The 26,259-nt window shown below is 55.3% G+C and carries 23 protein-coding genes; 6 read left to right on the top strand and 17 right to left on the bottom strand.

Features of this window, described 5'->3' with window-relative positions; genetic code table 11:
- The first annotated feature begins 12 nt into the window (after positions 1 to 12).
- Positions 13 to 471, top strand: a complete 459-nt coding sequence (locus tag GRI36_RS08240) for a PaaI family thioesterase (protein ID WP_328598366.1) — start codon at positions 13 to 15, stop codon at positions 469 to 471.
- Positions 468 to 1,586, top strand: a complete 1,119-nt coding sequence (gene zapE / locus GRI36_RS08235) for a cell division protein ZapE (RefSeq protein ID WP_160598020.1) — start codon at positions 468 to 470, stop codon at positions 1,584 to 1,586. Before GRI36_RS08240 ends, zapE begins: the two co-directional genes overlap by 4 nt.
- Before the next feature lie 12 nt (positions 1,587 to 1,598).
- Here zapE and GRI36_RS08230 read toward each other — a convergent pair whose 3' ends face one another.
- The 13 genes from GRI36_RS08230 to GRI36_RS08170 all read right to left on the bottom strand — a co-directional run bounded on the left by GRI36_RS08230 (position 1,599) and on the right by GRI36_RS08170 (position 18,432).
- On the bottom strand, positions 1,599 to 2,558 hold the full coding sequence (locus GRI36_RS08230; RefSeq protein WP_235902204.1) for a crotonase/enoyl-CoA hydratase family protein: 960 nt from the start codon (positions 2,556 to 2,558) through the stop codon (positions 1,599 to 1,601).
- 151 nt (positions 2,559 to 2,709) lie between these two features.
- Positions 2,710 to 4,608: an XrtA/PEP-CTERM system amidotransferase gene (locus GRI36_RS08225; RefSeq protein WP_160598019.1), complete on the bottom strand. Its 1,899-nt coding sequence runs from the start codon at positions 4,606 to 4,608 to the stop codon at positions 2,710 to 2,712.
- Between the two features lie 9 nt (positions 4,609 to 4,617).
- On the bottom strand, positions 4,618 to 6,204 hold the full coding sequence (gene xrtA / locus GRI36_RS08220) for an exosortase A (protein ID WP_160598018.1): 1,587 nt from the start codon (positions 6,202 to 6,204) through the stop codon (positions 4,618 to 4,620).
- Positions 6,170 to 7,405 carry a TIGR03087 family PEP-CTERM/XrtA system glycosyltransferase gene (locus tag GRI36_RS08215; RefSeq protein ID WP_328598365.1) on the bottom strand — a complete coding sequence of 412 codons (1,236 nt, stop codon included), beginning with the start codon at positions 7,403 to 7,405 and terminating at the stop codon, positions 6,170 to 6,172. Before GRI36_RS08215 ends, xrtA begins: the two co-directional genes overlap by 35 nt.
- Positions 7,402 to 8,466 (bottom strand): FemAB family XrtA/PEP-CTERM system-associated protein, encoded by a 1,065-nt coding sequence (locus GRI36_RS08210; RefSeq protein ID WP_160598017.1) that lies wholly within the window; start codon positions 8,464 to 8,466, stop codon positions 7,402 to 7,404. Before GRI36_RS08210 ends, GRI36_RS08215 begins: the two co-directional genes overlap by 4 nt.
- Positions 8,463 to 9,365, bottom strand: coding sequence for an XrtA system polysaccharide deacetylase (locus GRI36_RS08205; RefSeq protein WP_160598016.1), 903 nt, complete (start codon positions 9,363 to 9,365; stop codon positions 8,463 to 8,465). The genes GRI36_RS08210 and GRI36_RS08205 overlap by 4 nt, the downstream gene beginning before the upstream one ends.
- 10 nt (positions 9,366 to 9,375) lie before the next feature.
- Positions 9,376 to 10,527, bottom strand: a complete 1,152-nt coding sequence (locus tag GRI36_RS08200) for an XrtA/PEP-CTERM system-associated ATPase (RefSeq protein WP_160598015.1) — start codon at positions 10,525 to 10,527, stop codon at positions 9,376 to 9,378.
- Between the two features lie 17 nt (positions 10,528 to 10,544).
- Positions 10,545 to 12,209: a preprotein translocase subunit YajC gene (locus GRI36_RS08195; protein WP_160598014.1), complete on the bottom strand. Its 1,665-nt coding sequence runs from the start codon at positions 12,207 to 12,209 to the stop codon at positions 10,545 to 10,547.
- A gap of 6 nt (positions 12,210 to 12,215) precedes the next feature.
- Positions 12,216 to 13,283, bottom strand: coding sequence for a P-loop NTPase family protein (locus tag GRI36_RS08190; protein ID WP_160598013.1), 1,068 nt, complete (start codon positions 13,281 to 13,283; stop codon positions 12,216 to 12,218).
- A gap of 10 nt (positions 13,284 to 13,293) precedes the next feature.
- Entirely contained in the window at positions 13,294 to 14,814 is a 1,521-nt protein-coding gene (locus GRI36_RS08185; protein WP_160598012.1) for an XrtA system polysaccharide chain length determinant, read from the bottom strand.
- A 16-nt stretch (positions 14,815 to 14,830) separates the two neighbouring features.
- Complete coding sequence (locus GRI36_RS08180) at positions 14,831 to 15,475, bottom strand: XrtA/PEP-CTERM system exopolysaccharide export protein (RefSeq protein WP_160598011.1); 645 nt, start codon at positions 15,473 to 15,475, stop codon at positions 14,831 to 14,833.
- Between the two features lie 195 nt (positions 15,476 to 15,670).
- The gene (locus GRI36_RS08175; RefSeq protein WP_160598010.1) at positions 15,671 to 16,897 is read right to left on the bottom strand and encodes a pyridoxal-dependent decarboxylase, exosortase A system-associated; all 1,227 of its coding nucleotides are present in this window, start codon (positions 16,895 to 16,897) and stop codon (positions 15,671 to 15,673) included.
- Positions 16,894 to 18,432, bottom strand: coding sequence for an acyl-CoA ligase (AMP-forming), exosortase A system-associated (locus GRI36_RS08170; RefSeq protein WP_160598009.1), 1,539 nt, complete (start codon positions 18,430 to 18,432; stop codon positions 16,894 to 16,896). The genes GRI36_RS08175 and GRI36_RS08170 overlap by 4 nt, the downstream gene beginning before the upstream one ends.
- A 28-nt stretch (positions 18,433 to 18,460) precedes the next feature.
- Here GRI36_RS08170 and GRI36_RS13865 point away from each other — a divergent pair, with 28 nt between their 5' ends.
- The 4 genes from GRI36_RS13865 to GRI36_RS08150 all read left to right on the top strand — a co-directional run bounded on the left by GRI36_RS13865 (position 18,461) and on the right by GRI36_RS08150 (position 21,303).
- Entirely contained in the window at positions 18,461 to 19,441 is a 981-nt protein-coding gene (locus GRI36_RS13865) for a GNAT family N-acetyltransferase (RefSeq protein ID WP_235902203.1), read from the top strand.
- Between the two features lie 91 nt (positions 19,442 to 19,532).
- Positions 19,533 to 19,832 (top strand): acyl carrier protein, encoded by a 300-nt coding sequence (locus GRI36_RS08160; RefSeq protein WP_160599138.1) that lies wholly within the window; start codon positions 19,533 to 19,535, stop codon positions 19,830 to 19,832.
- 2 nt (positions 19,833 to 19,834) lie between these two features.
- On the top strand, positions 19,835 to 20,530 hold the full coding sequence (locus GRI36_RS08155; protein ID WP_160598008.1) for an alpha/beta hydrolase family protein: 696 nt from the start codon (positions 19,835 to 19,837) through the stop codon (positions 20,528 to 20,530).
- On the top strand, positions 20,527 to 21,303 hold the full coding sequence (locus GRI36_RS08150; protein WP_160598007.1) for a hydrolase 1, exosortase A system-associated: 777 nt from the start codon (positions 20,527 to 20,529) through the stop codon (positions 21,301 to 21,303). Before GRI36_RS08155 ends, GRI36_RS08150 begins: the two co-directional genes overlap by 4 nt.
- A gap of 9 nt (positions 21,304 to 21,312) precedes the next feature.
- On the opposite strand, the gene GRI36_RS08145 is transcribed toward GRI36_RS08150, so the two are convergent.
- From GRI36_RS08145 to ilvD, 4 genes are read right to left on the bottom strand one after another with little or no spacing between them, the layout of a single operon-like run.
- A complete protein-coding gene (locus GRI36_RS08145; protein ID WP_160598006.1) occupies positions 21,313 to 22,509 on the bottom strand; it encodes a class I SAM-dependent RNA methyltransferase in 1,197 nt (398 codons plus the stop codon).
- A complete protein-coding gene (locus tag GRI36_RS08140; RefSeq protein WP_235902202.1) occupies positions 22,506 to 23,957 on the bottom strand; it encodes an NAD(P)H-hydrate dehydratase in 1,452 nt (483 codons plus the stop codon). The genes GRI36_RS08145 and GRI36_RS08140 overlap by 4 nt, the downstream gene beginning before the upstream one ends.
- Positions 23,935 to 24,306 carry a hypothetical protein gene (locus tag GRI36_RS08135; RefSeq protein ID WP_160598005.1) on the bottom strand — a complete coding sequence of 124 codons (372 nt, stop codon included), beginning with the start codon at positions 24,304 to 24,306 and terminating at the stop codon, positions 23,935 to 23,937. Before GRI36_RS08135 ends, GRI36_RS08140 begins: the two co-directional genes overlap by 23 nt.
- Before the next feature lie 5 nt (positions 24,307 to 24,311).
- Positions 24,312 to 26,168 (bottom strand): dihydroxy-acid dehydratase, encoded by a 1,857-nt coding sequence (ilvD, locus tag GRI36_RS08130; protein ID WP_160598004.1) that lies wholly within the window; start codon positions 26,166 to 26,168, stop codon positions 24,312 to 24,314.
- Positions 26,169 to 26,259 lie beyond the last annotated feature (91 nt).

The raw sequence follows: 26,259 nt of genomic DNA, 5'->3' as shown, positions 1-26,259 counted from the left end.
GAGGCTGGAACCGTGCGCGCTCCGCCTGATTTCTTTGAATATCGCAAGCTGCCTGAGCACCCCGGTTGGTACAGCTGGGATTTGAAGGACAATACGCGGTTCAACACGCAAGTGATGGGTCCGATGATGGTGCGTCAGGAAGGCACTAAGTGTCGTCTGCGGATGATGCCCGAGAGGCGTCACACCAATCTACAGGATATGATCCACGGCGCGGTAACTTTGTCGCTGATCGACATCTCGTTGTTTTCGGCCATGCATGTTCTCCGCGAATCCGAAGCCGGAATGGCGGTTACTTTGGAGCTTTCCACCCAATTCATCGGCGGCGGAAAGCCGACCGAACCGCTTGATGCCGTGGTCGAGGTGATGCGAGAGACTGGCCGCCTGATGTTCATGCGCGGTGAGATTCTCCAGCAGGATCATCTGGTCGCTGCATTTTCAGGATTGGTGCGCAAAGCGTCACCCAAAAAATGACGGGAACACCAGTCTCTCGTTATGAACAGCTGGTCGCCGCTGGTGAATTACGGCCAGATCCCGAACAAGCCAGCGCCGCACGAAAATTGGCAGCGCTGCGCGAGCAATTGGTCAGCCAGAACGGCCAAGGGTTTTTCGGAAAATTGCTCGGCAAGAAAACCCCGCCGCCACGCGGAATATACATGTGGGGCGGTGTTGGCCGCGGTAAATCGATGCTGATGGATTTGTTCCACGAAGCGTTGGCCATCGGTGAAAAACGCCGGGTGCACTTCCATGCTTTTATGTTGGAAGTTCACGCATTGCTGCGCGAAGAGCGCAAGAAGGAAATCGGCGATCCAATCCCGCCGGTGGCAGCGCAGATCGCTAAGGGGCTCCGCTGCCTCGCCTTTGACGAGATGGTGGTGAACAACAGCGCAGATGCGATGATTATGAGCCGGCTTTTCCGCGCGCTAATCCTCGATGAAAATGTCACGATCGTCACAACGTCCAATCGCCCTCCGCAAGACCTGTATAAAGACGGGCTTAATCGCGAGCATTTCCTGCCATTTATCAATCTGATTGAGGAGCGACTGGACATCATCCCGCTCAACGGCCCTACCGATTATCGGTTAGACCGGCTCGACGGGATCGAGGCCTGGCACACCCCGCTGGGAGACGATGCAACCGCGCAGGTCCGTGAAGCATTTTTCCGCTTAACCGATTACGATCCAGATGATGGCAACAATGTCCCATCCGGCGAATTGGATTTGGGCGGCGGGCGAAAACTGTTTGTTCCAAGAGCGCTCAAAGGTGTCGGCGTATTCAGTTTCAAGCGGTTGTGCAGCGAAGCACGCGGCGCGAGCGACTATTTGGCAATTGCCCGGACCTACCATTCCGTAATTATTGTCGGCATCCCGCAAATGGGGCCCGATGATCGCAACGAAGCAGCCCGCTTCATAACCTTAATCGACGCGCTTTATGAATACCGGGTCAAATTGTTCGTCACCGCCGAAGCTGAACCCAGCGAACTCTATCAAGCCGGCGATGGCGCTTTCGAATTCGAGCGCACAGTCAGCCGGTTGATGGAGATGCAAAGCGCCGATTATATGGCATTGGGCCATGGGACCGCTGATTAAGAAGCTAAATACTTATGCTGCGTCAGCCAGTTTCTGCTGAGCTGATGCCAAACGGCACATCACCTTGAGGTCGCGTTCACTCACTTGCAATGCAGCGTCTGCCCACAATTCAGTAATTTCTGTGAGCTCTGCCAATTCCAGCTTCCACGCAGCTTTCATTGCCCGCCTAGCATTTACTAGTCCCGCATGACGGCGATCGGATTTCTTTATGTAGTCCCGGCAGGCATGCAGGCCCTGACCATTCTCCGCTAATTGATGGACCAGTCCAAGATCAAACATCTGCTCGGCAGTAAACGTCTCGTTTGACAGGATGAGCCGCTGGGCAGCGGCTGCTCCGAGCTTCCGATACAGGAAGGCGTGCGCCCCCATGCCAGGGAACAGACCGAACATAATTTCGGGCAATCCGAAAGTCGCCCCGCGTTCTGCGACCACATGGTCAAACGACAGCAAAGCCTCGAAACCCCCGCCCAGCGCCGCGCCTTCGACCAAGCCGATGGTTAGCATTGGCAGGTTCAGGCTATTCATATTACGATGAAGAATCTTACAACATCGGTGACCGTACATCTCAAGACCTTTGCGGTCCTGATTGCGGATCAAGTCTTGGAACAGTGTCAAATCGCCACCAAAACAAAACACACCAGGAGCACGACTGCCTAAAATAAGATATTTGAGAGGGAGCTTACCCGGGCCAAAGCCCTTGGCGATGTTCTTCTGCCAACTTTCAAAATCGCCTAGCATTGGCGGTGTAAAGCTAGGCCTACCCTTCGGTCGCATATACGTCCAAAGCGCCTGCGTATCCTCCTGATAGAGAACATCAAGCTCTTTCAATGCCAATAATTCTTCAGGAATTTTATTAAGCGTAGCGGGGCTCTCAAGCATATGCTCGTCACCACTTCCAAACACCATTGCGGACCTTTCGACGTCGTGCACGCCGCTTGCTCCCTCAACTAATTCCGCTTCAACCCGATCCATTTGCGACCCCTGTCTTGGGTGGTTTCGGCCCTCATCAATTGCAGGCTACATGAGTGCTGACTCGCTTGGCAAACGATTATTTACAATTAGAATTCATGAATTGTCCCGAAGGAGGCCACCGGATAAGTAAATGTGACTCGTTTTCTGCGACTTAGCCTACGATGCCGAGATGCTTTATTGACTTTTGAAGCATCAATAACTGCCAAAGAATTCTGCCATTATCGGTACGTCCTTCGATGTGATCGTCTGCAATTCGCGTTAAAGCTTTGGAATCGAACCATCCTGTCTTCGCCAAGCCGGCGCTCGCAGCAATTGCCTTTGCCTGTGACGCAAGTGGCCCGCGAAACCATTGAGAGATAGGCGTCACGAAGCCCTGCTTCTGCCGGTATAGAATATTATCCGGTAAGTAGCGCTCCATCGTATGCTTTAACAGCCACTTTCCCTGCCGCCCGCGTATCCTCTCCTTCTGCGGCAATCGTGCAGCAAATTCGATTAGACGGTGATCAAGCAGAGGCTCGCGCGCCTCAAGACTAACAGACATACTAGTGCGATCGACTTTGGTCAGGATATCTCCTGGCATCCAGAATTTGAGATCCGCATATTGAGCGCGGTCGAGGCCCGATCTGCCGGGTGCATGCTTCATCAAGTCAATTAGCGGCTGTTCGGCGCGATAATCGCCTAGCTCGCGCCGCATTGGTTCAGAAAATATCGCGTGGCGATGCTCAGACGGAATCACGGAAAGCGCTCGCGCATATCCGACCTCGCCATCTGCAGCCAACGACTGAAAAGTGGACTTGGCGCGAAAATGGCGCGGCGCCCAATCTGCCTTTGGCCAAATCGCACCCAATCCGCCAAAAATGGGCTTGCGTAAGTATGCCGGCAAAACCGCCCTCGCCTGTTCTTCACGCGCATGGAAAACCTGCCTACGGTATCCTGCAAAAGCCTCATCTGCGCCATCACCTGACAACGCCACGGTGACGTGCTCTCGCGCCAACTGGCAGACGCGCCAAGTCGGCAGAGCGGATGCGTCGGCAAAGGGTTCGTCGAACATACTAACGAGGCGATCAATTTCTTGGAAATCGTCAGGCTGAACGGTCTGGCTGTGATGGTTGGTTGAAAAAAGATCAGCTACTTGCTTGGCGTATCCGGTTTCATCCAGATCAGCGACATCGAACCCGATTGAACATGTATTTACAGGTTCCGAGGAGGCTTCCGCCATCAGCGCAACAACGCTCGATGAGTCCACGCCGCCCGACAGAAACGCACCCAGCGGTACATCGGAAACCATGCGTGAAGTTACTCCTTCGCGCAGATGATGCATCAATTCCGCGGAAAGATCCTTGGTCGATCCCTTATGTCGATCGGCAAAGCTGATATCCCACCATTGACGCGGCGGCGGCGCGGACGCCCCGTGTTTCAGCACACGAAAATGCCCTGCTGGTAGTTTCTCTACGCCCTTCAAGATCGAGCGATGGTCTGGAACATAGCCCCAAGCCATATAATCTTCGACTGCCTTGGGATCAGCTTCACGACGCAACAGAGGATGCGCCAGCAATCCCTTTAATTCAGACGCAAAAGCCATGCTTCCATCGCTCAATTCAGCCATGAACAGCGGCTTCACACCCAAACGATCGCGGGCCAGCAAAAGTTCTTTCTTGCGCTTATCGTAGAGCGCGAAGGCGAACATACCGTTCAGCCGGTCGAGGCAGTCAATGCCCCAACGCTGCCATGCGGCCAAGATGACCTCGGTATCCCCGTCGGTTCGGAAACGAGCTCCCTGTCCTTCAAGCTCGCGGCGCAATTCGCGAAAATTGTAAATCTCGCCATTAAACGCGATCACCGTTTCACCATCGGCTGAATGCATCGGCTGCGGTGAGCCTTCGAGATCGATTATCGAAAGACGTCGATGGCCCAGCCCAATTCCAGCATCGGTCCATACCCCGGCACCATCTGGACCGCGATGAACCATCGCATCGCACATCCGTTCAACACGGAACGGATCGACGGGCTTTGGAGTCCCAAGGTGAAATAATCCGGCAATTCCGCACATTTTGCGGCCCTAACGCAGAGCCGCGATGCGGTCCATCCATTCGCCTTCATCACCAATCGACTTTCTAAAGTCATTGAGACTGGCTTCCATATCGCCGCCGTCTTTCTGTTCTGCTGAGAGAACTAGCATCATTGTCGGCGCAGGATTGAGTAGCAAGCGGTCACGCATATTGGCGAGCTTCAACTTAATCGCGCTCCCAGTTAGCAAATCTCCAACCCTATATGTCGTGGCAACCAAACGCTTGTGCTGACCGTAAGCAAGCAGATAATCCGCCTTGGCATACGGAACGGTGCTGGCGGGTTCGAGCCAACGCCAATCAGAGCTGGGGTCAAACGCTCCTTCGCCAAATGCGCTAGCTTCCCGTCCCTCTTCCTGCGCTGCGTAAAGCGCAAAGAACACATCGACTTCTCGCCCGCTTTCGCTTCGGTAGCGGCCAAGCAGACGATGATCTGCACCGCTGGCTTTCGGCTTCCAAGTCACGACCGGTGTGTAATCGACCAGCGTCCAGCCACTGACCATTGGCATAACAATTTCTGTAGGTATCGAAGCTTCAACCCGGGAAGCCATGGCATTCCAGATTGCGACGCTTGCCAGCAGCACGAAGACGCTGACCGCCATCTTGTTTATTCCGATTGTCCACCGGTCAACAATTTGGAACCACTTGCGCTCATCAATATTCGGGAAATCTACTCCAATATCTTCTGGGTCGCGGTCAAACCAGCGCCATGAGACCGCCAACAGCGCGCCAACGACTAGAGCAAAGAACACCCAGCCGTAAAACACATGGTCGAAACCTTCAGCAAACTCGATACCCTGTGACTGAGCAATATAGATTGTGCCCCAAGCCCGCACGCCGTTGGCCAGAATCGGAAGCGCTATTGCCCCAGCCATAAAAGCAGCGCGGCGTCCCCATTGTTTGAAGCATGTGTAGGCGACGAGTACACCAAGCGCGACCATTGCAACCAGGAACTTGACCCCTGAGCAGGCCTCAGCCACTTCGAACAAGCCGGCTGGAGTATCGATAAACACGCCATCGATTATGGCGGGAATTCCGCTCCATTCGGTCAACCAGATCACAAGTTTGGCAGTGATCATTTGTAGCGAAGGAACCAATTCCTCACCAAACGGCACAAGGAAGATCATATACGCGAGCGGGAACAGGCTCGCGACTGCAACACGCGCGCCCAGAACCGCAATAATAGCTGATTGTAGGGCCAATACTGCACCGAGCTGGCTGGCGCTGTTGACCCCGGCCATCGTCCCAAGCAGCCACAGAAGCAGGGCCCCGGCGAGGGGCAACAATCCAGGCCACCACGCCTGCGGATTAATCGTCGCAAGCCCATCCCGGCGAGCGTAAACCAGCCAGCCTATGATCAGCGGCACCAATAGAATATGGTTATAAGTGGAAATGTTCCACCACTGGTCAAACATCGCAAGCCAGTCGCGATAGGTCAGCGCCAGAATCGCAACAGCAGCTAACGCAAGACGCAGTAATGAATTCCGCCAATGGAGCGGAATGCGAACAGTCAAGTGCTCGGCCAGGACATTAGAGACCGGAATATCAAGCGGCATTGCGGTCGGCTTCGCTTGCGTCATAACCGCAAATCTCGACCAAAGGCCGAAGCATCGCGCTCCAACCCTGATGTTCTGACACGTAGCGCCTCGCCGCCGCAGCCATAATCAACGATGCTGGTCCATCGCCAAGTAACGCAACCGCCTTTAAAATCAGATCAGCATCGTCGCAGCCGATGGCGAAATGCTTGCCGTCGGTCGCGTCAATTCCAGTAGCAGCCTCTGGAGACAGCAGCACAGGGCGCGCCATCGCCATGGCTTCCAGCACTTTGTTTTGCACTCCGCGGGCGATCTCCAATGGCGCGACAACCAAATCCGCCGCGGCAAGAAACGGGCGCACATCTGGAACTTCACCCCACACACGAATGCCAGGCTCGCCATCGCGGCGCGTAAGCCGTGCGACCGGAGCGCGGCCAACCAAGTGGAAAATTGCGCCCGGAAAGCGGTCGCGAATTTTTGGCAACAACCGATCCATTACCCGTTCGGCAGCCGCTATGTTGGGGGCGTAATCCATCTGTCCGGTGAATACGAGATTGGGCCCGTTATTCGCGGCGAACTCGCCCTGCGGGACGATGTTTTGCGGATCAAAAAAGATGGTGTCGATCCCGTTACGCACGACAGAAATATTGCAAGTCAATGTGTTCTTAACGCGACTTCGAAACAAATCCGCCTCGGCATCGCTGACAAGCAGAGTGTGGTCAGCGCGCTGGGCCAAGCGATCTTCGACTGACGCAAGCAATTTGCCTTCGCGTGCATCAATCCAACTGCGCGGAGCCGAACCGTCTTTGGCGTAGGCTTCGAACTTGGCTGAATCGACATCGCACAGATCAACAATCACCCGCCCGTGAAAATCGGCAGGAACATATTGCCCCATCTGACCGGAAAATACGAAAATGGTCTGGATGTTCTTTTCGGTGATGGTGCGCTCGACCCAATGAGCAAGCTTCACATCTTCGAAAGCGGTTAAACTCACCGGCTTTCCGCTTAAAACGGCCTCCGCCCCGGCGCGCACCATCGACTTTTTTCTCGGCAGTAATGCGTAGCTTGCGCAGACAGCAGCCAACTCGCTTTCATGTTCAAAATCGCCAGGCGTATCTCCGAAACAACCTACGTGTACGGGGGCCAAATCAGTCAGTGCTTTGAGCAAATTGTAAGACCGGATTTTGTCACCGCGATCAGGCGGGAAAGGCATCCGGTGCGCGAGGAATAAAATATCTCCCATCATGCCAGCCCCTTGGAAATTAATGGACCAACGAAATTGGCAATTGGCAATGGAAGCCGCTTCCAAATATCAATCTTGGCTGAATAGGCATCGTTATTCGGGTTGATATTGCGCGGCGCCTGGCCCGGCGCAGTCCAGCTTGAATAGCGTAGCGGCTCAGGCTCGAAACCCCAGTTCTTCTTGTAACTGAAAGGCCCGCTGCCGGTCTTGGAACGGCCAAAGTCAAAGCGTTCGCATCCCTTTTTGCGAGCGTGCAGCATCAGTTCGAAATACATCCGTTCATTTGCGCGAAGCTGTCGCGCTGCGAAGATACCGCCACCCCAATAAGGCAATACGTCACCGCCATGATAAAGCGATAAAACGCTGGCAATTGGAACACCTTCATGACGAATTGTCAGAATGTCGGCGTGGTCGCCAAATTCATCAAGCACGGCATCAAATAGAGCGCGCGGAAACACTGGCGTGCCCAGATTGCGAACGCTTTCGCAGTAGACGGCGTAATGCGCCGCACAGTCACTCTCACCGCTGCCAACGCTCACTTCCAAATCGAGTGCCAAGCTTTTCCGGATTTCGGCGCGTTGCTTCCGGGGGATATCGGCTAGCTGAGTCTCATCATCGACCGCCAGATCACGGACAAATCCGCAGTGGCTGTCCTCCCAGCTTCGCCAATGCGCTGGAGCGTCTCCGCCGCGCAATTCTACTTCGCTGCAAGATTTCCGCATCGCCAATTCTTCGGCGGCGAGGCATAATCGTTCGGCCGTCTTGCTGTTACTTACCAAAGGCCCCCCGCCAACCGCAAACCCACTCGAAACCAATGCCCTGCCAAATAGGGGCGAATGCACTTCATTAAGCGGCAACCAGCCAGTGAGACTACCGCATTTTTCGGCAACCAATCCGGCAGCTTTTTGGCCGGTTCCTCTTTCGATGGCGCGCAGCCATTTGGGACGGTGAAACACGGTGCCGCCCATTTCGGCGACAAAGCTCTCAATCCGGGCAATCTCGCTTGGATCACGCAAATCAACCTGTGAAACCGTTTCGGCGCTTAGGGGGAAGGGAGCGTTCATGCTGCCAGTTCCTGCGCGAACTCTGCTTGTCGGTGAGCGAGCATATCCATCCGGCCCCAAGCGAACTCGTTGATCAATTCAGTTAGCTTCGGTGCCATTTTCTTCAAATTGGTGTAATGCCTCACACGCGATTTCAGCGGCGCACCGGGCACGCGTGGTTGGTCCGGATCAATTTCCCATGGATGAAAATAGAAAACGGCTGGGCGCTGCTCTTCGCGATTGACCTGTCGAATCGCCCAGCGAGAAAATGCATAAGGCAAAACGCGGAAGAACCCGCCGCCCCCAGCGGCAACGCGGCGGCCACCAAGAATGGCTGTGGTCACTGGAATTTCGACAAGATCCGACCATGGAAGCGGCTTGAACGCAAAGCGAGGTGCCTCGCGCCAGCCATAATGGTCATGCGCAATGGGTGCGACGCTGCTGGAATAGGCATAGCCTTGCTCTGCCAGTTCCATATAGGCCCATGGTGTACGCTGATCGATCGAGAAGCTTGGTGCGCGGTATCCAGTAATTTTTGCGCCCGTACTGTCTTCCAATATTTCACGAGCAATACGAATGTCTTCGCCGAATTCCTTGCGGTCAAAATTGAAAACACGCGCATGGTCGTACCCGTGGCTGGCCAGTTCATGACCCGCTTCGACAATCTTGCGCATTAACGAGCCATGCCGTTTAGCGACCCATCCCAGCGTGAAGAAGGTGGCCTTTACGTCAGCGGCCGCAAACAGATCGAGGATGCGCAGGACGTTGTCCTCGACACGTAGCGCGAGACCATCCCAATCATCGCGGTCAATGACATTCTCGAACGCGCCAACCTGAAACCAATCCTCAACATCAACCGAAAGGCCATTGACGAGCTTGGAGGGCTGGCCCTTATCTTTTTCTATCGGCGAATATTCCATTACGCCAGCCTTACGCAGCTTCGCGAGATTGTTGCCCGCTTTCCATCCATTCGATCAGCATCGCCAACACATTACGCACGCCGCGCTCTTGCTCCTCCAGCTTGCGTTCAAAGCTGGCTATCCGCGCCAATGCATCTTCGGACAAGTTGCTGCCGGTCGGCTGGCCTTCAACCGCGCGGGATAGCTCGACCACGGCTTGCTGCAATTCGGCAATCTGGTTGTCACGCTCCGCCAAAATCTCTTCAAGCTTGGCTTGATCCAATCTGGGTTCGGCAACGTGCTTGATCGGACCTGGCGCAGGGGCCGGTGCGAGCTTTTCCATTGGCTTGGGTGCTGCCTCGGGAAACGCGCTATCCCCCTTCATTTCATCTAACACAGCGGTCAGCATGGCGTTGTCGATGCGAGTGCGTTGCTCCACTGCGCCCAGCAGCAACAGACGGGTCACCACTTGGTTGACACGGCGTGGGATACCCCGGGTTGCTTCATATAACCCAGCGAATACACGCTGATCAAAATCAGGATTGCCGGTCCAGCCGACGCATTCAAGACGGTGCTTGATATAGGGTTCGATTTCGCTCGGCTCCATCGACTGAAGATGATGTGCGGCGATGACACGCTGGCGAAGCTGTTCGAGCTCGGAATGTTCCGCCAAGACTTGCTTGAATTCAGGCTGACCCAGCAACAACAATTGCAGCAATGGATGAGAACCCAGCTGAAAATTGGACAGCATGCGCAGTTCTTCCAGCGCCTCAACAGACAGGTTTTGGGACTCATCTACGATCAGCAAAGTGCGGCGCCCTTCGCGCGCTTCTTCGTGCAAGAAATTCTCAATCGCGCCCAATGCAGATGCCTTGTCATGGCCCTGCACCTCCAAGCCAAAACTTTGCGCGACGACATGGACAAGTTCTTCGCCGTCAAGATTGCTGGTCACGACCTGACCAACGGTCATTTGTTCGCGGTCAATCTTTTGCATCAAATGCGCCACAAGCGTCGATTTACCCGCGCCCACTTCGCCCGTGATAACGATAAAGCCTTCACTCTGTGCCATGCCGTATCCGAGATAGGACAGGGCTTTACGGTGGGTAGCACTCTCGAAATAGAAATTCGGATCGGGGGTTAGCTGGAACGGTCGCCCGGTCAGTCCATAAAAATCATCAAACATCTGTCTATCCCCTTGGGTCAGAAGCCGTAGCGAAGGCCGACCAGGGCCGATGCTGCGGTGAAGTCTGCGTCGGACACATCGCTATCGATGCTGTCTATCGCGATGGCTGCGCGGGCTGAAAGGCGTGATGTCAGATTGCGATTATAGGCTGCCGAAGCACCCAACGCAGAAACCTCGCCGGCAAGGTCAAACCCGCTGCTGAAGTAGTTGTAATAAGCGTTTGTGGTGAAGGTCGAATTGGCATCGACATTCCCAGAAACGAAGGCCGCGACATAGTAACTCTCGTCAGTCACGCCGTTGGCCGCACCTAGTACGGTACCCGGGGCTGCCAGGAATTTTCGGCGGTCATAGCCTACGCCAAGACCGGTCGAAAGCCGTCCCAGCTTCGTCGAGTAACTGGCTGTAACACCGCGCGAACGAAATACCGATGACCGAACCGAACCAAGCACACCGCCGAGACAGGCTGCGCCTTCTTCACCCGCAACACAGCCGTTCAGGTCGCCAGACAACGCATTGCGCGTTGCGGTAAACTCTGTCGGCAGATTGGCGAGCGCAGTGTTAAGTTGGTTACCGAAGCCCGAAATGGTATCGTAAACTGATACGTTCAACGAACTGCGCTTGTTCGGGGCATAGGCGAAGCTTCCATAATAGCTGGTCGAATCATACCGGCGGCCGACTCTCGCATCTAATAATGTCCGCGAACTTGGGCGCCAAATCACGCCTGCATCCCAGATTAAACCCGATACGTCGTAAGCTAATTGGCGCGGCTGGCTTGTGTCGGTCACATACCGCCCGTCAGCGCCGATCACTGGGTCACCTGCACCATCGCGCAAGGCATCGCGGCTCGACACTTCGACATCTTCGTATCCCACGCCGGCGACCAGCGCGAGACTATCAGTCACGGGAACTTGGACGTCGCCGCGGACGTACAAATCGCGGACGCGCTGATCGAGATTAGACACATCTTCCTGATTCCAGCCAGCGTGAATGCCAACTCCAACGGGCAAAGGTTCGCCAGGGCTTGTGGCAAGGCTGATCGCAGCGCTTTGCGAGACACTATCGTCGAAAATATCAACTGGTTCTGCACCCACTGCTGTGGCCAGCACATCGGGGGTTTCGACACGGGTGTACCCAATGCGGTAATTCGCATTGACCGCGACGTCGCCAGCTCTCGTGCTCAAAGTTGGTCCGGCATAGGCAGAATAAATCTGGCTTTCTGCTGTGTCGCCCAGAAGCGGATTGACTGTCGCACCGCCTGTACCATCAACCCGTGTGCGAGACGCCAAGGCGCCTGCATCAACGGTTAAAGTTTGCGGCACAATCGAAGCATAAGCGCGCGCAATACCTGTGACAGTATCACTATTTAGCGCGTTGTCCCCGTAACCGATATTCTTATCATATCTCAGCGACACCGACCCGCCATTGTTGCGACCAGTGATTGATGCTTCCACACCTGCTGCAAGCTGGGTGTATGTCGTCACTTCATCGCCAGGTGACAGCTCTGCAATCGCAATTTGTGATACTTCGATATAAGGCTGGACCGACACCGCACGGCCTCCGCTCCCAGAGGATTCACCCTGATCATCAGCGCCGTCCGAATCCTGCGCAAAGGCGGGAATTGTGATGCCAATAGTGGCGAGCGCGAATGCCAAAGCCGTGAAGCTGGTTTGTGTGCGTTTCATGATGGGTTATTCCCCATATCCATAATAAGAGCCAAAATTTCTTCCGCTCGGGCTGAATTGTGCTGCGTTGAGTAACAATTTGATATCTGGACAGGCGGCGAGCAGCTGGCACGCATCTTCCAGCGCGCTTTGTCCGGTCTTATCCGCTCGCACGACAATCAAGGCTTGCCCGACATATTTGGCCAACTCAGCTGCCGGAGAGGCAGACAAAGCAGGAGGAGTATCGAAAATCACCATACGATTTGGTGCGCCTATGGTCAGCCGGTCGAGCACTTCTCCAGTGCGTACGCTCGACAAATACTCGCTGTCTGAATTGGTCTGGCTGCCCGACGGCAGCACCCACAGTCCGGGGATATCGGTGCCAATCACCATGTCCTCTGGCTTGATCGAATCGTCTGCAAGGCAGTCCATAAACCCGGGTCCCTTGGGCAGGCCCAAAGTCGACAGGATCGAAGGTTTAGCGAAGTCTCCGTCGATCAGCAGCACTTCGCTATCGCGCTCTGCCGCCATCGCGATGGCGAGGTTGGTCGCGCAGAAAGTCTTGCCTTCACCGGGATGCGGTGAACAGATCAGCACCCGGCGCGATTTTGCGGTTCCACGCTCTTTTGCAGCTTTGATCAACTGACGTTTCACAATGCGAAATTCTTCGATCAAACCTGTGACCGTCCCTTCAGGAACAATCAGACCCTGTTCGCGTAAATGTTGGCGATCTACAGGGAATTTCTTACCTGCCAGCGCAACCGCACCGAAGTCCTGCTCGACTACTATTTCGGATGGACGAACTGGTGACGGAAGGTTGGACTGAGAAGATTGCTCAGGCTGATATTCCGATGGAACGGCAGGCAGGCTACGCCGCGCAGACGTATCAGCGGCTGGCTCTTCAGCCGCGGCGTCGATCGCTTTCTTGTCCACCTGACGCACTTTGGCACGCTTCAGTTCCCGCTCGGGCAGTTTACCCTTTATCGGGCTTGCCTTGAATGGGTCGAAGCCAAATGCACCGCTTGCTCTTTCGAAAAGCGAGCTATCCTTCGAGTCTTTGTCGCCAGGAAGCGGGATTTTGCTTTGTTCTGTCATATCCTGTTCCTCAAGCCACCATGCCGCGCTGGACGAATTCAACCGCCAACAGAACCACACACATGCCCCCAAGCGCGGCAGAGGCGCCGAAGAACATTCTCATCCGTTTGGTGCGAACCTGACGTGCGGTGTCGGTCATGGTTTGCGAGATCGCGCCGAGAACCGGGAGGCCGAGCGAACGCTCAAGCTTGGCTGTTGTCGCGAAGGTCGAACGAAGTTGGCCAATGGCGAATGCGGTTCCAGCACCTGCTGCAAGGCCAGCTAGCAACACGCCGATCAATAGTAGTGGACGGTTAGGAGCGGACGGTGTGCGCGGTGTCGTTGGAGGATCGATTACCTCAAATTTGAAAGAGCTACGCTCATTCTCCACCTGACCGCGCAGCTTCATTTCTTCGCGGTCTTGTAGCAATTCGTCATAATTGTCCTTGAGCACTTCATAATCACGACTGATCCGGCTTGCCTCCGCGGCAACAGCTGGTTCGCTGGCTTGACTTGCCATCAGCGCCGTAAGTTCTGACTGCAGGGCAGCCTGCCGCGATGCCAACGATTGAACATTAGCCTGACGTTCAGCTTTGATTGACTGAAGCGCGCTGTAAGCTGGATTTGACGTCCCGGCGACATTGGGATTCTCTCCCGCCGCTTGACTTTTAAGTAATGTAATCTGCTTGTTGAGCGCGATAATGTCAGGGTGGCTGTCTGTTAGACCCCGCGCTTGCAAAGAAGCCAGCCGACCTTGCGCTTCTGCCAATGCAGACCGCGCTCCGCCTGAACGACCCACTCCAGGAACCGTTTGGGGCGTACCCGCAAGCTGCCCATTGATCGCGGCCAATGCGCTTTGCGCCGCCGCGAGATCAGCTTCTACATCACGCAGGTCGGAGCGCATCATCGCTCGCTTGTTTGCCAAAGTGCCGGAACCACCGATCAGATCGGGATGCTCGGCTTCGAAAGCCAAACGCTTCTGTTCAGCGTCTTCGAGTTCGCGCTTGCGCGCTTCAAGCTGCTCGTCGAGGAACACAAGAGTTCCTGCAACTTCACCGCGATTGCCTGCTATGTTCTCTTCACGAAAGATATCGATCAGTTTTTGGACAACAGCTTGCGCCAATTCGGCATTCTCTGAATCGGACAAATCTCCATCGCCAATTTCGGCGGAAAGCTCGAAGAGATTATCTTCCTCACTTTTGACTGATACATTCTTGGTCAGCGTCGTAATCGCATTATCCATATCGCGCTGGGTAGCGATTTTCTCACCGAGTTTGGTCGAACGAATGACCTTTTCGAGGTTTACTGCGCTGGAAAGTGTTTGCCGGACGCGAGTAATATCGCGTTCTGCACCGCCCTTGATACCGATTTGTTCGGCCAGAACGTCTTCCAGTTGCACATAGATACGCGCCTGAGACTCGTAGGCATTGGGGATCATGGCGACCACCAACCAACCGAACAGACACACACCCCAAGCGACAGCCAAGGCTAGCCAGCGGCGCTGCCAGACCGAAAAAATCGCTGCTCGGAGATCTTCGAAAACTTCGTTCATTGTATCAGCCGATCCCTCAGAACATGCTTTCCGGGATGATGATTACATCACCCGGCATCAGCAGGACATTGGCGCGGCTATCACCCTTCTTCAGCAGATCGCCGAGGCGCAGGGAATATTCTTCCTGCCGCCCTTTTGACTTGTCGAAACGGATAAGCTTGGCCCGATTACCAGACGCAAATTCCGACAGGCCGCCAACTGCGATCATTGCGTCAAGCAACGTCATGTTTGCGCGATACGACAGTGATGCCGGCTTTTCGGTCGCGCCGATCACGCGAATTTGCTGATTAGGTGTACCGACAAATTCGGTCACGATTACTGATACCAGAGGGTCCTCAATAAATTCGGACAATTGCAGGCGAATGTCCTGCGCCAACATTGTTGGGGTTTTTCCGACTGCTGGCATATCTGTAACCAGCGGCGTGGTGATGCGGCCATCAGGACGAACCTGAATTTTTTCGGCACCCAGTTCAGGATTGCGCCAGACATGGATGGTCAGCTCGTCTCCGGCCCCGATGATGTATTCTTCACCTGGGCCCTCTTGAAGGGCGCTGTAAGTTGCTGGCGGAAGCTGTGGTCCGCTGGTCGTCGCGCAGCCCGAAAGTGCGATTACGCCCAAAGCGCTGCCGGCTAGCAAAATTGAGAACTTAATATTGGGCATCGATGCGCATTCCTTCCCATCAAATTGGGACGTTATGCGGGCTTTGAAGCGCAGAGCAGGAGCTACCTGATCCAACGCACCCGCGGGTTCAGGAATGCTTACTGGTCAAAAAGGGTGAATATACCGTTAGCCTTTTCGGGTTTCCGGTTGTTTAGTATGACCAAGTCCCAAAGCGGGACAGGTTGAAACAAAACGTTAAATCAGAATCTCCGCAGCTGGACCCTGGCCCAGAAACGCTGATGGCGATGCGGTTGCGCCATAGGCTCCAGCGCAAAATACGGCGACCAAGTCACCGACATCTGCACGGGGCAAATGAGCTTTATCAGCCAACCGGTCGAGCGGAGTGCACAGGCACCCTACAATATCGACGATTTCGACAGCTTCCTCGGCAAATTTTGTGGCAATTGCAGAAGGGTAATTGCGCCGAACTACTGTTCCGAAATTACCCGATGCAGCCAGTTGATGGTGCAAGCCGCCATCACAAACCAGAAAAGTCTCCCCATAACTCTCCTTCCGGTCGACAATTTCAGTCAAGTACACACCCGCTTCGCCAACTAGATAACGGCCAAGTTCGATGCACAGATCGGTATCGGCCAAAGACGCAGGCAAATCCGCAAAACGCGCCTCCAATGCCTCACCGATGCTGGCAACATCAACCGGCCTGTCCTTATTAAAATAAGGAATGCCGAAACCGCCACCCATATTAAGTTTAGGTAAGGGTCCCCCGATATCGCGTGCCAATTGATCGGCCAGCTCAAGCACATTAGCTTGCGCTTCGATCAATGCGTCCGCGCCAAGCGCCTGACTGCCGGTGAAGATGTGGAGGCCGCGCCACTCAGCTCCGCTTTCCAATATCTGCCGTGCCAGGTCCGGCACACGGTCCTGATCAATCCCGAACGGCTTTGCTCCGCCACCCATTTTCATACCCGATCCGCGCAATTCAAAGCTCGGATTAACACGGATCGCCAATTTGGGGGCGAACTGAAGTCGCTCGCCAATAGCCAAGGCTCGGCGCGCTTCGTTTTCCGATTCCAGATTGAGCGTTACGCCTTTACGAATGGCGGCTTCCAATTCGGCATCGCGTTTGCCTGGTCCAGCAAAACTTATCTTGGAAGGGTCCAAGCCCGCCGCAATAGCCAGCGCTAGCTCGCCGCCCGAGGCAATGTCAAACCCGTCAACCAATCCCGCCATATGGCCTAAAACTGGCGCAAACGGGTTTGCTTTGATTGCGTAATTTATTCCAAGCCGCTTGGGCATTGCTGCTCTCAACGCCGCGACCCGATTCGTCAAATGATCGCGTGAATAGACGAAGGCAGGGGTCCGTCCGGCTCGTTCCACCAGCTGTCGCGCTGTCTTGCCGCCGACTGCCAATTGACCGTCCTTCGTCTCATAACCAGCGGGGATCGGGCCAACAGCTTTCATGCCTCTATCTCCCGCTTAAGCGCGGTCCTGTCCAGCTTTCCATTGGGGTTAAGCGGCATTTTGCCGCGCCAATGGATTACATGAGGCTGCATGAAATTGGGGAGTTCCTTGGCTAAAGCTTTGGGTAACGCCTCTTGCGGGTTGTCCGCATCCTGCGCCGCGCGAACCACCAAATGGATAGAATGGCCGAGTCGTTCATCGGCGATCCCTAAGGCGACCGCCTCAGCCACAAGGCCAGTCGCCCTAGCGGCGTCTTCGATTTCCTGAGGGCTGATACGATTGCCAGCGCTCTTGATCATCGCATCGCGCCGCCCAACGAAATAGAGCAAGCCATCAGCGGCGCGCTTCACCCGGTCACCCGACCAAACGGCGATACCGCCATATTTCGACTCCACGGGAGCGGGTTTGAACCGTTCCGCAGTGCGTTCAGGATCTTGCCAATATCCTTGCGCGACCAATGGCCCGCAGTGGACCAGCTCGCCTTCTTCGCCTGTTTCGCTCGGATTGCCATCATTGCCAATTACCATAATTTCGGCATGAGGAATGGCCTTGCCCATGGAAGTTGGGTGACTCTCGACCAGATCTGGATCGAGAAAAGTCGAACGAAACGCCTCAGTCAGGCCGTACATCGGAAATAGGCGAGCCTGCGGAAAAATATTGCGTAAATCGGCAACCAAATCCTCGGTTAGCGCGCCGCCGCTGTTGGTCAATCTGCGCAAAGGCGATGACGATTCTTCTGGCCAATCCACTTCGGTAAGTTGCACCCAAAGCGGAGGAACGGCAGCGAGTGTGGTCACACCATATTTCGCGCAGGCCCGAACGACATCGCGGGGAAAAAGATAGTCGAGCGGAACCACACAACCACCGGCGAACCATGTGCTGAACAATTGATTCTGGCCGTAATCGAAAGAGAGCGGCAGGACACCGAGTGTAACGTCATCGTTCCCCATGCCAAGATAATGGGCGACGCTTTCCGCCCCCAACCACAAATTTGCATGGCTGAGCATCACACCCTTGGGGCGTCCGGTCGATCCGCTGGTATAGAGAATGGCGCACAACGCGTCCGTGTTATTCTCGCTCGGAGAAAGCGGGTCAGCGACGCTATCGAGCGCTTCCAACACAGCATTTTCGTCAATCACGAGACATCCGGGCGGCAGATCTCCCTCCTCAAGCGATGCTAGCCGTGCCTTTGTTGCCAGCAAAAGCACCGAGCCGCTATCGGCGAGAATATGTGCCGCCTGACTGTGCTTCAACAGTGGATTGATAGGAACGTGGACTAGCCCTGCCCGCGCCGCGGCGAGCGGCATTAGGCAGGTAAGCTCATTCTTTGCAGCCCAGCTTGCAACCCGTGCCCCTTGCTGTGGCACGCGATCTCTTAACCAACCACTAAGCCGCGCGACACGGTCCCTTAAGTCCTTGAAGCTAAGCGTGTGGTTGCGAAGCACCAAAGCCGGGCTATCATCCCCTCCACATTCGGCGAGATGGTCGAGCGGTTTGGCTCGCGATAAGGTATCGGGATTAGTCACAGTGGGCATTTACGCTCCGCAAAAGGAAACAGCATCGTTGGTAAGCATCAGCTATCACGACACAGTTAACGTTCTGCAAGGGGCGATTAAAGAGGATGCTGTTTCTCCTTTCGAGCGAACCAGCTGGTTCAAACTATTAGAAGACGCAGGGGCCAAACCTGTTGTGATTCTTGCTAGCGACGGCGATGACCATGCCGCGCTCATACTCACAGCAAGCCGTGGTAGGCTCGAATCGCTGACAAATTGGTACAGCTTCAGCTGGGCGCCGATTTGCTTGGGGCGGCACGATTTGCTTGTCGCACTTGCACAGGACCTTCGCTCAAGGACGCACCGTGTCACCATGTGGCCCATTAAAGGCGAAAGCGCTGAACTGGTTTCGCTTCAAGCCGCTTTTTCGGCAGCGGGGTGGTCGATCAAGAAAGAACGATGCGACCACAATCATATTTTAGAGGTAAACGGACGCAGCTTTTCTGAATATTGGGAAACGCGGAGCGGACAGATGCGGGCAACGCTCAAACGCAAAATGAAGAAGGTTGAGATCGAAATTCTCAATCGTTTCGATCCTGATGCTTGGGCAACCTATGAAGCTATCTACCAGAGCAGCTGGAAGCCTGAGGAAGGAAAGCCCGAATTGCTTCGCAATTTTGCGCGCAGTGAAGGCGCTGCGGGCCGTATCCGTCTCGCTTTGGCCCACCATAAGGGAAAAGCCGTCGCGGCCCAATTTTGGACTGTAGACCGCAATACGGCTTACATTCACAAGCTTGCGCATCTTGAGGAACATTCTGCCCTATCTGCTGGGACCACATTAAGCGCTGCCCTGTTTGAACATGTGATCGATATCGATAGGGTCACAACTATTGATTACGGCACTGGCAACGACCCGTATAAATCCGACTGGATGGAGGTGGATCGCCCGCGTTACCGAATTGATTGCCTTGACCCCAGGCAACCTAAAGCATGGCCATCGCTTACAAAGCGCCTGTTTGTGCGACTTGCACCAATTGCCTCACAAAGCTAAGGGCAGCGCCGCACTTCCAAGGGAAAGCACGCGCATGATTGGCGAGCCCGAGATTAACGGTTTACAAATCACCTCTTCCGATAAGGAAGAGATGCCAGGTAGCGCCGCGGTAGGTGATCTTGCGCCTAGCCGACATGTGCTTGATACGCAGCTGCGTTCGATCCTCTGCGACGTACTCGGCCTCGATGCGGATGAAGTCGAAACCTTTGCTAATGACACTGGCCTTTTCGGACATCTTCCAGAGCTAGATTCAATGGCAGTCGCGGGATTGCTAACCGAAATGGAAGATAGGATGAACATCATTATCGAAGATGATGATGTTGATGGCGAAATGCTCGAAACCTATGGCGGGCTGCTCGCCTTTGCCGAGGCCAAAGCAATAGAGAACTGATTTTGCGCAGCTTCTCAACTTGGCCCGCGCCCTTGCCCGGTGGCGCAACCAGCGACGAGTGCGCCCTCGCATTTGACCAGAATCGTGTTCACCGATTGTTGATATTGCCCGCATTATTTGACGAAGCGAACAAGCTACGCAGGCTAACGGTTGAAATCATGCGGCGTTTGGATTTGTCCGGAATTGATTCAATTTTACCCGATTTGCCCGGCTGCAACGAGAGCCCTGCCGCGCTGCGCGAGCAAAACCTTGTCAGTTGGAAAGAAGCGACCAAAGCCTGCGCCAAATATTTCGGGGCAACCCATGTTTTGACAATGCGGAGCGGCGCCTTGTTTGCCCCACATGATATTCCCGGATGGCGCTACGCCCCGGCTGGAGGTCAAAAACTAATCCGCTCCATGCTCAGAGCAAGAACCATCGCATCGCGCGAGGCTGGCCAAGACGAAACAATTGGCGGATTGGAACTGCGAGCCAAAGAAGCAGGCATCACTCTTGCGGGTTGGGAATTGGGTGCTGATATGTTTGCCGCCCTCTCAGTCGCCCCGACACCGGCTACCCCGACATCTGCTGGCTATTTTGACATCAACCAAGAAATGGTTGGCGGCGGCGGTTTGTGGTTACGTGCAGAGCCCGATGAAGACCACGAACAGGCAGATGCAATTGCCGCGATCATTGCAGTGGGGCTTGCAGAGGCATGAGCAGACTGCACCTGACCTTTGAATGCCAGCAATATACGCTGGCAGGAACTCTCGATACCGCCCCAGGCAAAACCGGCTTACTTATCGTATCGGGCGGCAATGAAATCCGCTCAGGCGCTTTCTCCGGCCAAGCAGATATAGCGGCGCGTATTGCCAGTGCGGGCTTCCCAGTCTTCCGGTTTGACCGCCGAGGCATCGGCGACAGCGACGGCGAGAACCGCGGGTTCCGCCGGAGTGCGAAAGATATCAGCGCCGCATTAGACGCTTTTCGCGCAATCAATCCGCAAATGGACCGCGTGGTCGGTTTCGGAAATTGCGATGCGGCCAGCGCATTAATGCTGGCTGGCGGCGCAGAATGCGACGGGTTGATCCTGTCCAACCCTTGGACCATCGAGCAAGATGATGGGACGCCGCCACCGGCAGCGCTCCGTGCACGCTATCTCGCAAAATTGAAAAACCCTAAAGAAATCATGCGCCTATTGCGCGGCGGTGTAAACTTTCGCAAGCTATTCGGCGGGCTGAAGCAGGCTACTGGCGGCGCATCGGAATATTCTGCATTGGCGCAGGAAATGCAGAAAGCCATCAGCAAATATAACGGTTTCGCCTGCCGCATCCTACTCGCAAAAAATGACCGGACAGCGCAGGCATTTGTGTCCAATTGGTTAATCGATGAAAGCAGCACCTATTTTTGCGAAGGCGCTAGTCACGCTTATGTCGAGCAACATGCACAGAAATGGCTAGAGGCGCAGATATTGGAAGTCTTGCGATCCTAGGCGCCGCGCCTAGCGTACAAACAAGCTCGCCAGCTCGACGTGGCTTGACCAGCGGAACTGGCCAACAGGATGCAATTTCTCAAGCCGGTATCCACCTTCAACCAATCGCTTTGCGTCGCGTGCCCAGCTTGATGGATTGCAGCTGATATAGACCACCCGCTCGGTTGTGCTTTGCGCCAATTGATCGCATTGGTCACGCGCACCAGCACGCGGGGGATCGAGCAACACCCCGCCAAATGCGTTGAGTTCTTGCGGTAACAATGGTCCACGAAACAAATCACGGTGAATCGAATGGATCGGACGGCCTGAAAATCGAGCGGCCAGCAAGCAGGCCATATGCGCATCGCGCGCAGCCTCTGCTGCCAGAACTTTCGCTTTTGGGGCGAGTGCAAAGGCAAATGTACCCAGGCCGGAAAACAGATCGGCGACGGTTGTTGCGCCATCAAGCCATGCGACTGCATCAGCCGCCAGAACCGCTTCCCCGTCTGGCGTTGCCTGCAAGAAGGCTCCACTAGGAAAACCGACCGGAACACCCGACATTGTAATCGTTACAGGCTCCGGCTCCCACATCGCCTCTGGCCCGTATCCCTGATCGACGGTAAGCCGCGCCAGACTCATATCGCGAGCGAAATCGAGCATTGCCTCGGTTTGCTCAAGGCCTTCGATAGCCAAATTCTTGATTGAACAATCAACCCCTTGGTCGGTCAAAGTCAGCTCAATGTCGCAAGAATATTTGCCTTTGCGCCGCCCGAGTATCGATCGCAGAGCATCAACTACCGAGAACAAACGCTCATCAAGAATATGGCATTCAGTCAGGCCAACAATCTTATGTGACCCCCCCTCGCGAAATCCGATCAAGGCTTTGCCGCCGCCATTGACCGCATGCAGTGTCGCCCGGCGGCGGCTTTTGGAAGGCGAGAGATGCGCAGGCAGCAATTCGCCAATTGAGATGCCCTGCCCATCTGCCGCATTCACAACGCGAGAAGTCACGAATTCCGCCAGCGATTGTTCGTCCAATTGCTGCAACGAACATCCACCGCATTTCCTGAAATGCCGGCAAGGCGGCGTCACATGATGCGGCCCGCGCTCCAGCGTTCCATCGGGCAGCAATATGTCACCTGGCGCAGAACCGGGCGCGTGGCGCCCATCGGCGGTCAAGCCGTCGCCTTTCGCGGCAATACGAACTATTTCAGATGGATTGGTCACAGACACGCCGCGTAGGCCTGTGCGACCCTTCCTGCAAGCTCGGAGGCGGTAAACGGTTTGCCTGTGATGCCTCCAGCAAGCCGCGCGGCTCGCCCATGCAGCCAAACACCGTCACACGCTGCGACAAAAGGATCGGCCCCTGTCGCCAGTCTGCTAGCGATTATTCCGGCGAGAACATCGCCAGTGCCGGCCACCGAAAGCCAGCTGGATGCAGGCGGCGCGATTGCCATACCCAGATCACGATTGAAGATGATTGTATCGGGCCCCTTCGCCACAATCGTAGCGTCGGTCATCCAATCAAGTTCGATGGTGTGGTGGACTTTTGAGGCCAGTGGTCCCTTTGTGTCCGGAGGTTCGAAGGCGCTTCGCAATTGCGCCAGCTCGCCAGAGTGGGGTGTCAGAACGAATGTGCGTTCGGACGGCGGCGGCCAATCCACCTTCCCAATTAAATTGAGCGCATCTGCATCGAGGACAGTGGGAATATCACGAGGCCAATTTAGCACAATTTCCAAGACTTGCTGGGAACGTGCGCCAGTGCCCAGGCCGGGTCCTGCCACAAGCGCAGATATACGCTCGTCTGACAACGCCTCGCTCAGCGGACGCGAATCGACCACAAGCTCGCTTGGGGCATCTAATTGTCGTCCGCCGGTCAGGATTTTCACATATCCCGCACCACCACGCATCGCCGCCTTCGCTGCGAGCTGCGCTGCCCCGGGCATATCGCCAGCGACAATCGCAACCAAGCCGCGTGAATATTTATGCGCGGCAGCATTTGGGGCATCGAACCGAGGTTTGGAAAGCAAGCGCGGCGTCGTGAAATCTGCTTCATTCGATGCATCGATGCCAATAGGTACCAATTGCCGACTTCCCATGTATTGGGCGGCGGGCATTATCCAATGCGCCCATTTCCATGCCCCCAGCGCGATGGTCAGATCATAATGCGGTATACCCGAGAGCAACGCGCCATTATCCGAATCGACGCCGCTAGGCAGATCGACCGCAATGACGAAATCATGCCATGAGGCGAGTTCTTCCAGCATCTCCACCAGTTCATTGGACAGGCCGCGAGACAGGCCCGTTCCAAACAGGCAATCGACCAGAATATCTGCCTGCGCCTTACGGTAATTGTCCTGAATGTGCCCGTGATAGGATGCGCGGGCATTTTGTGCGGCAGCGCTTACCGGATCCGCGGGTGCAACTACCGACACTACCAACCCGCGTTGGCGCAAAACCTCTGCAATAACATAGCCATCGCCGCCATTGTTGCCGGGCCCACACAACACGGTCACACTGCGCCCTGCAGCAATCCGCCAGACCCATTCGGCAGCGCCTTTACCAGCAATCTGCATCAATTGCTCATTGGTGCCGCCAGCATCAATGAGCGCCTGCTCCGCCGCCTGCATCTGGCGGACGGTCAGGATATGGTCACTCGCTCGCAGCATCCGCATTCTGCTTCTGCGCTTTGAAGCGGTAGCGATCTGGCCCGATGGCCACCTCTAACAGATCGCCTTGGAGTGATCTTACCAGAATTTCCGCGCCATCTGCCTCGGCCAATCCGCGTCCGTCGGTAAGCTGCTCGAACCGGCGAAATCCGCCATCGGGGTGGCGGACCACAAGCAAGTTCAGACCATCAGCAGTGGCCCGTTCAACTTGACAGGTTGCGGAAAAATCTCCGCTCTCGCCCAACGCACATTCGATAGTTTCGGCCCCTGCCTCTGCTTGCGGTTGATCGACATCTGCCGAACAAGAGGCCAGCAGTACCACCGAACTTGGCAGCGCGAGGAATCTTGCTGACATCGCTATCAACCCCGCTTCAACTGAGAAATATCGCGCACCGCACCGCGTGCCGCACTGGTGGTCATCGCGGCATACGCTTGCAAGGCTTGCGACACCATGCGGGGCCGGTCCTTTGTAGGCCGCCAAGCGCCATCGCCCTTGGCCTCCATCGCTGCACGGCGTTTGGCCAGCTCATCATCGGAAATTGCTAATGAAATTTTTCTGCCCGGAATGTCGATGGCGATTGTGTCCCCTTCTTCCACAAGAGCAATGGTGCCGCCCTCTGCCGCTTCTGGCGACACATGACCAATCGAAAGACCCGATGTTCCGCCGGAAAAGCGCCCGTCGGTCAACAAGGCACAAGCCGCGCCTAGCCCCTTAGATTTGAGGTAACTGGTCGGATATAGCATTTCCTGCATGCCCGGCCCGCCTTTGGGCCCTTCATAGCGGATTACCAGCACATCGCCCTCGGCAATCTGTTCGGTCAGGATCGCGGTTACCGCATCATCCTGACTTTCGAAAACCCGCGCCGGACCAGTGAATTTCAGAATCGATTCATCGACGCCAGCAGTCTTTACGATGCAGCCATCGAGCGCGATATTGCCCGCCAGAACCGCCAGCCCGCCATCTTTGCTGAAGGCATGCTCTGCACTGCGGATTACGCCCGTTTTACGGTCGAGATCGAGGCTGTCCCAGCGGCTCGACTGGCTGAACGCGGTTTGAGTCGGCACCCCGCCCGGTGCGGCACTGAAGAACTCATGGACCTTCGGATTGCTGGTGCGCGAGATGTCCCAATCATCTAGCGCATCGGCCATTGTCGGGCTGTGCACAGTCGGCAGCGCTGTGTTGAGCAGGCCAGCATTGTCAAGCTGTCCCAGCAGCGACATAATCCCGCCCGCTCGGTGGACGTCCTCCATATGGACGTCGTCTTTGGCCGGAGCGACTTTGGATAGACAAGGAACACGGCGACTGAGCCGGTCGATATCCTTCATAGTGAAATCAACTCCCGCTTCATGCGCTGCAGCGAGCAAATGCAACACGGTGTTTGTCGAGCCACCCATTGTAATATCGAGTGACATTGCGTTTTCAAATGCAGAGAAACTGGCGATGGAGCGTGGTAGTACGCTTTCGTCATCTTCTTCGTAATAGCGTTTGGCCAAGGTTACGATCAATCGTCCGGCGCGCTCGAACAGACTTTTGCGGTCGGAGTGCGTTGCCAAAACTGAGCCGTTACCGGGTAGCGACAGGCCAAGCGCCTCGGTCAGGCAATTCATCGAATTGGCGGTGAACATTCCGGAGCAGCTGCCGCATGTAGGGCAAGCCGAGCGTTCGATATCTTCGACCTCTTCATCAGTATATTTGTCATCGGCGGCGGCGACCATCGCATCGACCAGATCGATTGCCTTGGTTTGACCATTCAAAACGACTTTGCCAGCCTCCATTGGCCCGCCAGAGACGAACACCACCGGAATGTTGATCCGCATTGCCGCGTTAAGCATACCTGGGGTAATTTTGTCGCAATTGGAAATGCACACCATCGCATCGGCGCAGTGGGCGTTGACCATATATTCAACGCTGTCCGAAATCAGATCGCGACTGGGGAGAGAATAGAGCATGCCGTCGTGCCCCATCGCAATGCCATCATCGACCGCTATAGTATTGAATTCCTTGGCAACTCCGCCCGATGCTTCGATCTCTCGCGCAACCAATTGGCCAAGGTCTTTAAGGTGGACATGGCCCGGCACGAATTGGGTAAAGCTGTTGACCACAGCGATAATTGGCTTGCCGAAATCGCCATCCTTCATGCCCGTTGCGCGCCACAATCCGCGTGCGCCGGCCATGTTACGGCCATGAGTGGTAGTGCGGGAACGATAGGTCGGCATTATAGGCTCCGGTCAGTCTGACGGTTTGAACAACCGCCTTGGCAGCAATCCTACCCTAGCAGAAGGCCCGACTGAAACAGAAAATCTTCAG

The sequence above is a fragment of the Pontixanthobacter gangjinensis genome (assembly GCF_009827545.1).
GTDB classification, from domain to species: Bacteria; Pseudomonadota; Alphaproteobacteria; order Sphingomonadales; family Sphingomonadaceae; genus Pontixanthobacter; species Pontixanthobacter gangjinensis.
This window is presented reverse-complemented; position numbering and strand designations above follow the sequence as displayed.